The organism is Staphylococcus sp. HMSC36A10 (genome assembly GCF_001838845.1).
GTDB classification, from domain to species: Bacteria; Bacillota; Bacilli; order Staphylococcales; family Staphylococcaceae; genus Staphylococcus; species Staphylococcus aureus.
In genome coordinates this window covers 1-13,232 of sequence record NZ_KV839117.1, presented here as the reverse complement: position 1 = coordinate 13,232, position 13,232 = coordinate 1, and the positions used below count along the sequence as shown (strand labels likewise).

Here is a 13,232-nt window from a genome sequence, read left to right as displayed (position 1 = left end):
ACAACAGAGAGAAATAGGATCACCAATTCCAACAAACAATGCAAGTTGGCGGGGGCCCCAACATAGAAGCTGGCGAAAAGTCAGCTTACAAAAATGTGCAAGTTGGCGGGGCCCCAACATAGAGAAATTGGAACCCCAATTTCTACAGACAATGCAAGTTGGGGTAGGACATCGATAAAGAAATACTTTTTCTTTAGCAATTAGTATTTCTTATGCATGAGCTTTACTCATGTATTCATTTTTTAAGTACACATTAGCTACAGCTAATGATAAAGAACCACTACATAATAAATCATTAGTGGTTCTTTATCATTTCTATCTCACTCTTTTACTGGAAGAAAAAGTTTACGTTTGTAGAACATGCCACAATACCAAAAATAATTAAGAAAAATAAGACGATAAGCATGATGACACTTTTCAAACAACCTCTATCAGTTTCTTTCGATTTTCTTTGTTGAACCTTTTTATAATCTTCAAGTAGTTTTGCGGCTTTTTTATTTATATGTTTATTCATGATGTTGACTCCTTATAATATATGTTTAATTCATTAAAATAGTTGAAAACATGACTTGAAATAAAGATATAAAGCTAAAGTAAGGATGTTCAATTGTTTCAAATTTTATGAAAGTATAACGTTAAATATGTTAATTTGATGATGATATTTGCTTTTTATTTTCCAAATGGAATTTACTTAAACTGATGCATTAAAATATTAATGAAGCACTAGAATACATAAATGAATAGTAATGGTGCACAGTATAGAATAATTAAGGCTATATTAAGTATAAATATCGTTAACTGTAAGCTATCTTTAGTTTTAATATAAACTATTAGGATAATCGACGTAAGAAGAATCATATATATTAATGATGAAGAAGTCCATACAAAATCCGCATCATTTGTTGTTAATAATGGGACTATAATTAATCCGAAATTAATCATGCATGCTATATATACTATAATGTTATACACAATGTTAATTTTTGTTCACCACCTTATACTTCTATTTTAAAAACTTCTTTATAATGATATATTGTTTAATGTTGAAATAATTAGATTATCTAATTTTCATTTGCTTTACATGTAAAAGGCTATATATAGTATGCTCTTTATGATTCTAAATGCTTTTTAATATTTAATGCTCATCAACATTTGGATTTTGAATATTCAATTCAAAAACTTTATTAGCTACGTCAATTGTAAAATCAGAACCATAGTTGACATGAGCTACTTTTAATTTTCCATCTAAATAATAGATTGCGATTGCAACATCGTAAAATTCGTCAATGACAAATAAACTCTTTTCGTTTGTTACAACCTCATGCTCTCCTGAGTATACAACGTTAATTTCCCAATCATTAAAAACCATTTGTTAACCTCCTTGAACATTTAAATTGATTCAACTTAAGTTTAACTTATTCATACAACTTCGTACAATATCTAGATGAACATTAATTGTATTTCTAGAAATCTTTTTCAATTATATGTACTAATTATACTTTTAAATTTCTTATTTCAGTATAGTTTTAAAACGATTTTAAAATAATTCTGCAAATATATTAACACATAATGTGTTCAAAAAGTTTTGAACAATTTCAAAACTTTTATATAAAGGGTTTGACAACATGGAATTCAAATTTCTTATTTTAAAAATTACCTCATATAGTGTCATGTTTAGTCTAATTTTTAAGTCAGGAAAGCAAATCAAGTAGATAGTTTAAATTAAAAATATCATAAGTTAATTAAACTAAATTCAGTATAAAAATTAGCCGAAAAACATCATTTCTGAAGTTATCGGCTAAAGTTATAAATTATATTTATTTGTACATGAACAAATAATTTACATTAATTTGTCATTTCTTCTTTTTCCCAATCGATTTTATATCTTTCTGAAGAACGATCTATCCATTTATCTTTAGTATTGGTACCTTTCCAATTTGTTGAAGTCCAGTGCAATTGGTAGTCATCACGAACTCGTTCGTATATTACATCTATATTTGTTTGTTGTTTGGATGCTTTTCTATCCATAGTAATAACTGTAGCGAAGTCTGGTGAAAACCCTGAAGATAATAGAGAACTTGCTTTGTTAGGATCAAGGAAGTTATCTGCTGCTTTCATAGAGCCATTTCTAGTTTTCATGAAAAGTTGATTGCCATATACCGGGTTCCAAGAATCTCTATCATATGGTCCCCAATTTTGATTCACCATATTGTTAAATATCACTTTCCAGCCTACTTTTTTATCAGTTGGGCTCTCTAAAATTGTTTTGAAATCAGGTTGAACATATTTCAGTGTATGACCAATCGAAACATTTGCACCAATAAGGCCGCCAATTTTTCCTGTATCATCACCAGTAACATTACCGTTGAATCCATAAGTTAAAGTACTCATATACTCTTTTGTATCAATCGAATTTCTTGGATAGTAATCAGATATTTGAGCTACTTCATTATCAGGTAGTTGCAACTGTACCTTAAAGGCTGAAGGCCAGGCTAAACCACTTTTGTTAGCACCTTCTTCGCTATAAACTCTATATTGACCAGCAATGGTACCTTTCGTTCTAATAACTAGCAGTTTTTTATTATGATTTTTATCATCGATAAAACTATAAAATACTTTTTTGTGCATGCCATTTTCTTTATCATAAGTGACTAAATCACCTGTTTTTACTGTAGTATTGCTTCCAATATCTGTAGTACCGGTTTTAATATTAATATCAGAATCTGCGGCATTAGCGACAGGATTCATTAATATGGAACCTAGCAATAGTGTTGTTGTTACTGAGCTGACTATACGTGTTTTCATTTTCATCATCCTTCTATTTTTTAAAACGATTTGAGGAAACAATAATCAATATGTCAATTTAGAATATTGCAGTTGAGACATATCAAATATTTATAATCGTTTATATTAGTATATTTAATGTAGCAACTGATAAATTACTGAGTGATGATGAGTGATTATTTTAAGAATATGTTTTTAACTTTTATTTAAAATTTGAAAGGAAGCATTTCAATTTCGAGGGTTAGTCAAAGTTGAATAAATTCTTTATGAAACAAGGAAAAGACATAGCTAATTTTATTGATTAATTTCTTTAAAACTAATGATTTGTTTGATTTAAAAATGTAATCGATTACAATATAAAAATACAAATATCTTAGAATTAAATCAATTAATTAACTATTAAATAAAAATTAACTATATATTAACTAGTGTAAATTAATAAATAGAAATAGAGAAAAAGGGTATTAATTATGTTTGGAATTTCGTCGGGAATAAATTTTGCCATTACATAGAAATATCTAATAGATAACGAAAAAGTATCGTATGTATTTTTAATATAGTGTAAAATATTATATGTAAAATAAAATGTAGGTTTTTAGTTAGAGGCATTATAAGAAAATTTTGAGTATAGGTTAGCTTTTAATTATGAATCTTATTGAAATTTGATTAATAAAAATATGATAGGGGATTAAAATGAAACTATTTTATATCGTATTTCTTATTATTATATGGCTGAATATATTTTTAGGAAATGAAATCATCCATACACTGACTGTTTTAATAACAACATTGTATATTGTTAATTCAAGAAAGGGGATTAAAAATGACAGAGTTGAATAATATTATAAACTCTCTTCAATCTTTGTTTGAGTCTGAATCAGGCTATAAAATTTCGAAAAATTCAGGAGTTCCATATCAAACAGTACAAGATTTAAGAAATGGGAAAACCAAACTAGAAGATGCTAGATTTAGAACGATTATTAAACTTTATAGTTACTATGTCTCATTAAAAGAACACTAATCATGGGACAATAAAGTATTGCTATAATAATTGAATCATTAAATGAAGGAATAGAGCCTAAGACATAATAAATCAATGTCTTAGGCTCTACAATATTATATTGGTAGTAGTTGACCGAATGAAAATGCCCATGTAACAAGCATTTTTCAATTATAGGCGGGGCCCCAACATAGAGAATTTCAAAAAGAAATTCTACAGACAATGCAAGTTGGGGAGTGACAACGAAATAAATTTTATAAAATACTATTTCTGTCACATTCCTACTCCCAATTCCATTTAAATATATAGAAAATTTTACCTATTATATACATCATACACTTTAAAAATTATCATTTAAATAATCTGATTTGGAATTAAAGTGCATGAAGTATAAGTCACCTTCATATACTAATCAAAGAGGACGTCAACAGTTATTTTATTAGGATTTTTAACATAAACATTTGCTAGATCTGAATGTAATCTTTTGCTTAAATCAATAGTGTAGTTATTACCGCCACCGGTGATCTTAAGCTTACCTTTATTACGATTTTCGTTATATAATATTTTATTTTTTATTAACGCTTCTCGTGCACGGAAATCGATTTCTTTCAATGTTAATACTGGTTTATTGCCTTGGTATATTTTATGCGCACCAATAATCGTTTGTAGTTTATCTTTGTATTGCACAAAAAGATTATAAGTTTTATCAGAAGGTTTTGCGGCTGGTGTAACGCCACCTGTAAATGTCTCTCTATAAGACCACCATAACTGATCAGTATCTTTGTCTTTTAGTCCAAACACATCTACGTAACGATCTTTTAACTGATTAATATTTCCCCAACTTTCAGCGCCCCATAAAGATATATGTGCTGACCATGAATATCTCTTAAGTTCAACATAAATGTTTCCATTATCATATTGATATAGCCATTTATTTGAAAATGAAAAATGAGGCTGTGTGTAATATTTAATTAATTCATTGATGTTAGTTTCATCTTGACCAATGCTATAAGCTTTAGCTTCAGAGTAAAAACTAAATACTGGTTTTTGATTTTGAGGTAATACAGTACCTAATAGTAATAATGTTGTCGTTAAAATTATATTTTTCGTGATGTTCTTACTCATTAGAACATCTCCTTTCAGAGGAATCATGATACGAGGAATAAGAAATTTAAATGTGAGCGAAGTCAATATAGTATTTGCGATTATTTTTATTAACTCCATTATTATTGTTAGTTTGATTTTTCGAGGATAACTTCAATTTTTGCATTTTGAGGTTTTTTAACATATCTATTTGCATCAGTTGATGGCAACCTTTTACTTAAATCTATTGTGTAGTTATTGTCTGCACCTGTTATTTTAATTTGTCCTTTATTATAAGAATTATTATATAATTTTTTACTTTTAATTAATGTTTGACGAATACGAAAATCTAATTCTTTTAAAGTTAAAACAGGCTTATTGCCTTCATAAACTGGAAATCCGCCAGTAAACGTTTCTGCTTTATCTTTATATGTTACATTCAGTTTATAGTGTTTATCGTTAGATGTTGCTGCAGGAGTAACACCACCAGTAAACGTTTCTTGAGATAATGCAAAAGAATCAATGGTTTCTTGGTCTTTTATGCCAAAAATATCAACGCTTTTATTTCTTAATTGGTTGATATTGCCCCAACTTTCAGGTCCATAAACTTGAATATGACTATACCAAGAAAACTGTAACAACGTTGCATGAATCGTACCGTTATCTTTTTGCCATAACGTACTGTTAGAGAAGGTTAAATATTTTTGCGAGTAATATTTAGTTAACTCATTAACGTTAGTTTCATTTTGATTTATATAATAAGCTTTCGCTTCAGATGAAGAATTGATAGGTGTATTAGGAAATTGTGTAGATGCTGTACCTAATAGTAACAATGTTGTTGATAAAATAATTTTTTTCGTGATGTTATTGTTCATTCGAATTTCTCCTTTGAGTATTGTTGGAATGTTTAATTATAAAAAGGGGTTAATTAGATAATTGAAATTATCCGCATTTACAAAAGGTAATAGGTTAGTTAGATTTTTCGAGTATGACTTCAATTTCTGCATTACGAGGATTTTTAACATAACGGTTTGTGTCAGTTAATTTTAACTTTTTACTTAAATCAATCGTGTAATTATTTCCATCAGCAGTTATCTTAATTTGACCTTTATTAAATTCTCCGTTATATAACTTTTTATTTTTTATTAATGTTTGACGAATACGGAAATCTAATTCTTTTAAAGTTAATACTGGTTTATTTCCTTTGTAAAATTCATGTCCACCGATGATAGTTTGTTGTTTATCACTATATTTTAAAAATAGTCTATAAGGCTTATCAGATGAAGTAGCTGCTGGCGTAACACCACCAGTAAATGTTTCATCATAAGTCCAGTAACCTTCAACTGTGTCCTCATCTTTAGTTCCAAATATATCAACGTATTTATTTCTTAACTGATTAATGTTTCCCCAACTCTCGGATCCAAACACTTGAATATGACTATACCAAACCCACGTTTGCAATGTTGCATGAATGCTACCATTGGGCTTTTGCCATAACCATTTTCCAGATAATGAAAAATGCGGCTGAGTGTAATATTTGATTAGTTCATTGATATTAGTCTCGTTTTCACTGATATTATAGGCTTTTGCTTCAGATGAAAAACTGATTGGTGTTTTAGGAAGTTGTGTTGATGTAGTTCCTAAAAGTAACAATGCTGTTGATAAAACTAATTTATTCATGATGTTCTTTTTCATATGAAAATCTCCTTTGCGTGAATTACCCAAAGTATATAAGCTATTACACCGATTCGGAATTAAATAAAAGCTAAAACTATGTTAAATAAACTTAAACAGTTAGTAGTGTTATTTAAGCAAAACTTATCATTTTTAAGTTTTGGACAGAAACAGTATCTAATAAAGTAGGCGGGAGTTATATATTAAAAACGATACGTTAGAATTATTCTCTAATCAATTGTATTAAATTGTTTGATAATTGAATTTTCTAACTACTTGAAAAATAGTTATACTTTAAATGTAGTACTTATTTTAATTATTTCCTACTACTTAAATTTAATATTAATAAAATGTTCATTTAATTATTGATAAAATATTACAAATTTTAATAGTAGGTTGTGTTTATTTTGTATGCGCTTACAATTTAGGTGTAACTAAAATAAAAGGAGTTGTTATTAATGAAAAATTTACGAAACAGAAGTTTTTTAACTTTATTAGACTTTTCACGACAAGAGGTAGAATTCTTATTAACACTCTCCGAGGATTTAAAACGTGCTAAATATATTGGCACTGAAAAGCCTATGTTAAAAAATAAAAATATTGCACTGTTATTTGAAAAAGATTCTACAAGAACGCGATGTGCATTTGAAGTTGCAGCGCATGATCAAGGTGCAAATGTAACTTATTTAGGCCCAACTGGATCACAAATGGGTAAAAAAGAAACAACTAAAGATACTGCACGTGTGCTTGGTGGAATGTATGATGGCATTGAATACCGTGGTTTTTCACAAAGAACAGTAGAAACTTTAGCTGAGTATTCAGGCGTACCAGTGTGGAATGGTTTAACTGATGAAGATCATCCTACTCAAGTTCTTGCTGATTTCTTAACAGCAAAAGAAGTCTTAAAAAAAGATTATGCAGATATTAACTTTACATATGTTGGAGATGGTCGTAATAACGTTGCAAATGCATTAATGCAAGGTGCTGCCATTATGGGTATGAACTTCCATTTAGTTTGTCCAAAAGAATTAAATCCAACAGATGAATTATTAAATCGCTGTAAAAATATTGCCGCTGAAAATGGTGGCAACATATTAATCACAGATAATATTGACCAAGGTGTAAAAGGTTCGGATGTAATTTACACTGACGTTTGGGTATCAATGGGTGAACCTGATGAAGTATGGAAAGAACGACTTGAATTATTGAAACCATATCAAGTAAATAAAGAAATGATGGATAAAACTGGTAATCCAAATGTTATTTTTGAGCATTGCTTACCATCTTTCCATAATGCTGATACGAAAATTGGTCAACAAATTTTTGAAAAATATGGAATTCGAGAAATGGAAGTTACAGATGAAGTATTCGAAAGTAAAGCTTCAGTTGTATTCCAAGAAGCTGAGAACAGAATGCATACAATCAAAGCAGTGATGGTTGCTACATTGGGTGAATTTTAAATGATATAAGGAAGTGAATATGATGGCGAAAATAGTAGTAGCATTAGGTGGTAATGCTTTAGGAAAATCACCTCAAGAACAACTCGAGCTTGTTAAAAATACTGCGAAATCATTAGTAGGATTAATAACAAAAGGACATGAGATTGTTATTAGTCATGGTAATGGACCACAGGTTGGAAGCATTAATTTGGGACTTAACTATGCTGCAGAACATAACCAAGGTCCGGCATTTCCATTTGCTGAATGTGGCGCAATGAGTCAAGCTTACATCGGCTATCAATTACAAGAAAGCTTACAAAATGAATTGCATTCTATTGGAATGGATAAACAAGTGGTAACACTAGTGACACAAGTTGAAGTTGATGAAAATGATCCGGCATTTAACAATCCTTCAAAACCAATTGGGTTATTTTACAACAAAGAAGAAGCTGAACAAATTCAAAAAGAAAAAGGATTTATATTTGTTGAAGATGCTGGAAGAGGATATAGACGCGTTGTTCCTTCACCACAACCCATCTCTATTATTGAATTAGAGAGTATTAAAACACTTATTAAAAATGATACACTCGTTATTGCTGCTGGCGGTGGAGGTATACCAGTAATTAGAGAGCAACATGATGGTTTTAAAGGTATTGATGCAGTTATAGACAAAGATAAAACAAGTGCATTGTTGGGTGCTAATATTCAATGCGATCAATTGATTATTTTAACAGCAATTGATTATGTATATATTAATTTTAACACTGAAAACCAACAGCCTTTGAAAACAACAAATGTTGATGAATTAAAACGATATATAGACGAAAATCAATTTGCAAAAGGAAGTATGTTACCAAAAATTGAAGCAGCCATATCATTTATTGAAAACAATCCAAAAGGAAGCGTGCTTATAACATCATTAAATGAATTAGATGCTGCCTTAGAGGGTAAAGTAGGTACTGTGATTAAAAAGTAATTGAATTGAAACGCTTTTCAATTACTATATGTCAAATGCATGATTTTTATTATTTATGTGCACCCCCTGAAAATAATGCCTCTATTTTGATGCGGGGTGCACTTTCTTAATTTATATTTATAAAATCTTTAAGGTAGAAATGCTAGGTTAAATGTCGAAGGAGATGAAACCGTGGAAAATACAATTAATGAAAGTGAAAAGAAAAAACGATTTAAATTAAAAATGCCAGGTGCATTTATGATTTTATTCATTTTAACGGTTGTTGCAGTTATAGCAACATGGGTTATTCCTGCTGGTGCATATTCTAAACTTTCTTACGAACCTTCATCCCAAGAACTAAAGATAGTTAACCCTCATAACCAAGTGAAAAAGGTTCCGGGTACGCAACAGGAACTAGACAAAATGGGAGTTAAAATTAAGATTGAACAATTTAAATCAGGTGCAATTAATAAGCCGGTATCAATTCCGAATACTTATGAAAGATTAAAGCAACATCCAGCTGGACCAGAACAAATAACAAGTAGCATGGTTGAAGGTACGATAGAAGCGGTCGATATCATGGTATTCATTCTTGTACTAGGGGGACTTATTGGCGTAGTTCAAGCCAGTGGTTCTTTTGAATCGGGATTGTTAGCTTTAACGAAGAAAACAAAAGGGCATGAATTTATGCTAATTGTGTTTGTATCAATACTAATGATTATCGGCGGGACGTTATGTGGTATTGAAGAAGAAGCTGTAGCATTCTATCCGATTTTAGTCCCTATATTTATAGCGTTAGGATACGATTCTATCGTTTCAGTTGGTGCCATATTCCTTGCCAGCTCTGTCGGTAGTACATTTTCAACTATTAACCCGTTCTCGGTTGTAATTGCCTCTAATGCCGCTGGTACAACTTTTACGGATGGCTTGTATTGGAGAATAGGTGCTTGTATTGTCGGTGCGATTTTTGTTATTAGTTATTTATATTGGTACTGTAAAAAAATTAAAAACGATCCTAAAGCGTCATATTCTTATGAAGACAAAGATGCTTTTGAACAGCAATGGTCTGTATTAAAAGATGACGATAGTGCCCATTTTACTTTGCGTAAGAAGATAATCCTTACATTATTTGTACTACCATTTCCAATTATGGTATGGGGAGTTATGACGCAAGGTTGGTGGTTCCCAGTTATGGCTTCAGCATTTTTAATATTTACAATTATAATAATGTTTATTGCTGGGACAGGTAAATCTGGATTGGGAGAAAAAGGAACTGTAGATGCATTTGTCAATGGTGCATCAAGTTTAGTAGGTGTATCTTTAATTATTGGTTTAGCTCGAGGTATTAATTTAGTGTTGAATGAAGGTATGATTTCAGATACAATCTTACACTTTTCATCATCTTTAGTTCAACATATGAGTGGACCATTATTTATCATCGTATTACTATTTATTTTCTTCTGTTTAGGTTTTATCGTGCCATCATCTTCTGGCTTAGCGGTATTATCAATGCCTATCTTTGCACCACTAGCTGATACAGTAGGTATACCAAGATTCGTCATCGTTACGACATATCAATTTGGTCAATATGCGATGTTATTCTTAGCGCCGACTGGACTTGTTATGGCCACACTACAAATGTTAAACATGCGATATTCACATTGGTTCCGATTTGTATGGCCGGTAGTTGCTTTTGTATTGATTTTCGGTGGCGGAGTACTAATTACGCAAGTACTAATTTATTCATAATTTGAAATGCTATATTATAAAAAATACTAATGGGGTTTTATGCATCTCGTAGGTTTGTAGAAATACTAAACTAAGCGAGGTGCATTATTATTTTTGATTAAGAAAATAATGACGGTAATGATAACACTAGTAAGTAATTGATACAATGCTCTATTTAATAATGATATTTTTAAAATTTGTTTTTAATGTAATGTTAGATCTATGGTATATTATATTTATCGTGGTAAATATGTATTTGCTGTAAACAGTTTTTGTAACACATGATACATATGGTTGTGAAAATAGCATATATAAAGGATGGCTATAAATGACACATTTGACAAAGGTTTTAGATACACTAACTGGAATATGCGTAGTATTATTATTTAGTAAATATTTTGTGGCGTATGCAAATATGGTGTTTGATTGGAATTTAAGATGGTATTTGCTAGAAAACATACCACATTTGCCAATTATATTATTTATTCTGATGTTTATTTTCGGAGTACCTTCTGAAATGATAAAAGATAGGCAAAGGAAAAATAACGGTGTTTAATTTATCGATATTTAGAGGTGATAAAATTTGTCAACTATTACAAAGACTAAAATAAAAATCTTTATTAATTATTTTATTGGTATATTAGCCTTGGCGTTTGCTGCTTATATATTATTTAAATAAAGGTTAGAGTGAAACGTGTTTATGAACTAGACGTTCTAGTATAGTTACTACAGCTTTAGTCAGAAGGTATCATTGATAAGATCATATTAAATCAAAGAGGCATTGATATACACTAAAAAGAGGCAAGATTACCTGCCTCTTTTTAGTTATTAAATATACGTGTTAATTCTTGGTAATAGTGTTACTGAGACGCATTACGAAGAAATTTATCTTGTTTTTCCTTTTTTAAAAAGAAGTGAAGATATCCTATAAAGACTCTAAGTACTATTACAGTGGCTAATAACACTTCGATAAACAAAAGCCCTTTCCAAATGTCTGGAAACATAAGTACAGGCAAACTGTTCTTTAAAGCAGTTGCTGAGATTACTAAAGGGAATGTGAAAGCTGAAAATACGGGCGAAAAAGGTTCTTTTAGTAATTTAGGCAATTGTATAATGATATAAAAATAAAATATTTGAGCTAATAGTAAAAATATAATTACGATAAAAGCATTCGCCTTAGGAAAAGCTATAACATATGCTGCAGCGACTAAAGAAAATGGTGCACAAATTGTCGATGTGTTCGGTTTGATTGACGTCTGCAATGGAAATGCTTTTAATCGCTTGAAAACAATAGGTAAGACAATACAAGTAGCTACAAAGCCATATATTACTGTTAATTGACCTATGAAAAAATATCCGCTAACGGGTGCCGTCAATCCTGCGATAGCAATACCAATAAAAAGTACAGTCCACGAAGGATAAACATTTTCAAGTGAAAAATCTTTTAAATATTTTATTGAAAAAATAATCATATGCGTCATAATTCCCACAAGGCATAAAATCCAAATAGGCGTTATTAAGCTATTGATAAAAGTTATGTTACTAAAAAATGTATTTAAATAAGTAGTACCTAAAAAGCCAGACATGAAAAATGTTGTGAACACTGATGAAACTAGAGGACTGTTTAATTGTTCTTTCACATTATTAAAATATTTGATCATAGTACATAAAAGGTGAATCCAAATCAAGAAAGCAAAGATTCCGCAAACAGCGTTTAAAGTAAGAGATAAGTCTTTTAATAGATTACCCAGGCCTAATAATCCTAAGACTAGTCCTGACGTTACTAGAGGTGCTTTTTGAAGTCTCATGATTTACAACCTTTCTTATGTGATTTTCTTCACTAATTATATCATGATAGCTATGGCCAATTAATAAGAAGAGTGTGTACTATTACGTTATTAGAGTATGTATATTGGATTGATAGACACATAATTGACATTTAAATCTCAAAATTAATGATATTTGAGGTATGCTTTGCAACCTAAATATTGGAATATGTGGAAAAGTAATTATTTAATTTAAATGATGATTGAAGATTTACAAGGGGGTGTACAAAATGAGAAATCAAATTCAAAAACTATTAGACAGTGATTTGAGCAGTTTACATATATCGAAACAAACAGGAGTTCCACAAAGCACAATACACAGAATGAGAAAAAATGAAAGATCATTAGATAATATGTCATTGAAAAACGCTGAACTGCTTTATAAATTTGCCAATAGTATATTTAGCAATGAAAATTAAGAAGAATAATTAGTGAGTTAAATAATTAGAACAGGCTGGGACATAAATCCCTAAAAAACAGCAGTAAGATATTTTCAATTAGAAAATATCTTGCTGCTGTTCTCTATTTATACAATACTTCGTATTGAATGGCTTCGCTTTCCTAGGGTGCCGTCTCAGCCTCGGTCTTCGACTGGCACTGCTCCCTCAGGAGTCTCGCCATTAATACTACGTATTAACATGTAATTTTACTTTTACATACTTTAAAAAATAAGACACTTTGCCTAACTTGCACATAAATGTAAAATTCGATAAATTGAATTTTCTGTGTTGGGTCCCTTCGTA

14 protein-coding genes are annotated in these 13,232 nt (G+C 30.2%); 7 read left to right on the top strand and 7 right to left on the bottom strand.

The window, feature by feature from the left end; all coding sequences use genetic code 11:
- Positions 1 to 328 precede the first annotated feature (328 nt).
- From HMPREF3247_RS07730 to hyl, 3 genes are all read right to left on the bottom strand, one after another.
- Positions 329 to 514, bottom strand: coding sequence for a hypothetical protein (locus HMPREF3247_RS07730; protein WP_001032814.1), 186 nt, complete (start codon positions 512 to 514; stop codon positions 329 to 331).
- 621 nt (positions 515 to 1,135) lie between these two features.
- Positions 1,136 to 1,369, bottom strand: coding sequence for a hypothetical protein (locus HMPREF3247_RS07720; RefSeq protein WP_000231632.1), 234 nt, complete (start codon positions 1,367 to 1,369; stop codon positions 1,136 to 1,138).
- 476 nt (positions 1,370 to 1,845) lie between these two features.
- Positions 1,846 to 2,805: an alpha-hemolysin gene (gene hyl / locus HMPREF3247_RS07715; protein ID WP_000857483.1), complete on the bottom strand. Its 960-nt coding sequence runs from the start codon at positions 2,803 to 2,805 to the stop codon at positions 1,846 to 1,848.
- Between the two features lie 672 nt (positions 2,806 to 3,477).
- Between hyl and HMPREF3247_RS07710 the strand changes: the two genes are divergently transcribed.
- Together HMPREF3247_RS07710 and HMPREF3247_RS07705 are read left to right on the top strand one after the other, a co-directional pair.
- Positions 3,478 to 3,624 (top strand): hypothetical protein, encoded by a 147-nt coding sequence (locus HMPREF3247_RS07710; protein WP_000765708.1) that lies wholly within the window; start codon positions 3,478 to 3,480, stop codon positions 3,622 to 3,624.
- Positions 3,581 to 3,805, top strand: coding sequence for a hypothetical protein (locus tag HMPREF3247_RS07705; protein ID WP_001802045.1), 225 nt, complete (start codon positions 3,581 to 3,583; stop codon positions 3,803 to 3,805). Before HMPREF3247_RS07710 ends, HMPREF3247_RS07705 begins: the two co-directional genes overlap by 44 nt.
- A 387-nt stretch (positions 3,806 to 4,192) precedes the next feature.
- Here HMPREF3247_RS07705 and HMPREF3247_RS07700 read toward each other — a convergent pair whose 3' ends face one another.
- The 3 genes from HMPREF3247_RS07700 to HMPREF3247_RS07690 form a co-directional block, all read right to left on the bottom strand.
- Positions 4,193 to 4,909, bottom strand: coding sequence for a superantigen-like protein SSL12 (locus HMPREF3247_RS07700; protein ID WP_000041896.1), 717 nt, complete (start codon positions 4,907 to 4,909; stop codon positions 4,193 to 4,195).
- A gap of 107 nt (positions 4,910 to 5,016) precedes the next feature.
- Positions 5,017 to 5,742, bottom strand: coding sequence for a superantigen-like protein SSL13 (locus tag HMPREF3247_RS07695; RefSeq protein WP_001063559.1), 726 nt, complete (start codon positions 5,740 to 5,742; stop codon positions 5,017 to 5,019).
- 94 nt (positions 5,743 to 5,836) lie between these two features.
- Positions 5,837 to 6,562 (bottom strand): superantigen-like protein SSL14, encoded by a 726-nt coding sequence (locus tag HMPREF3247_RS07690; RefSeq protein WP_000739532.1) that lies wholly within the window; start codon positions 6,560 to 6,562, stop codon positions 5,837 to 5,839.
- A 437-nt stretch (positions 6,563 to 6,999) separates the two neighbouring features.
- Here HMPREF3247_RS07690 and argF point away from each other — a divergent pair, with 437 nt between their 5' ends.
- The 4 genes from argF (at position 7,000) to HMPREF3247_RS07670 (ending at position 11,219) form a co-directional block, all read left to right on the top strand.
- Positions 7,000 to 8,001, top strand: coding sequence for an ornithine carbamoyltransferase (argF, locus tag HMPREF3247_RS07685; protein WP_000793612.1), 1,002 nt, complete (start codon positions 7,000 to 7,002; stop codon positions 7,999 to 8,001).
- A gap of 22 nt (positions 8,002 to 8,023) precedes the next feature.
- On the top strand, positions 8,024 to 8,956 hold the full coding sequence (gene arcC, locus HMPREF3247_RS07680) for a carbamate kinase (protein WP_001074342.1): 933 nt from the start codon (positions 8,024 to 8,026) through the stop codon (positions 8,954 to 8,956).
- A 171-nt stretch (positions 8,957 to 9,127) separates the two neighbouring features.
- Entirely contained in the window at positions 9,128 to 10,684 is a 1,557-nt protein-coding gene (locus HMPREF3247_RS07675; RefSeq protein WP_000432077.1) for a YfcC family protein, read from the top strand.
- Between the two features lie 307 nt (positions 10,685 to 10,991).
- Positions 10,992 to 11,219, top strand: a complete 228-nt coding sequence (locus HMPREF3247_RS07670; protein WP_000149423.1) for an epilancin biosynthesis-related protein ElxI1 — start codon at positions 10,992 to 10,994, stop codon at positions 11,217 to 11,219.
- A gap of 304 nt (positions 11,220 to 11,523) precedes the next feature.
- Here the strand turns inward: HMPREF3247_RS07670 and HMPREF3247_RS07665 are convergent, their stop codons facing one another.
- Positions 11,524 to 12,471, bottom strand: coding sequence for a TDT family transporter (locus HMPREF3247_RS07665; RefSeq protein ID WP_001239285.1), 948 nt, complete (start codon positions 12,469 to 12,471; stop codon positions 11,524 to 11,526).
- Between the two features lie 248 nt (positions 12,472 to 12,719).
- Between HMPREF3247_RS07665 and HMPREF3247_RS07660 the strand changes: the two genes are divergently transcribed.
- Positions 12,720 to 12,908 carry a hypothetical protein gene (locus HMPREF3247_RS07660; protein WP_001245802.1) on the top strand — a complete coding sequence of 63 codons (189 nt, stop codon included), beginning with the start codon at positions 12,720 to 12,722 and terminating at the stop codon, positions 12,906 to 12,908.
- Positions 12,909 to 13,232: the final 324 nt, after the last annotated feature.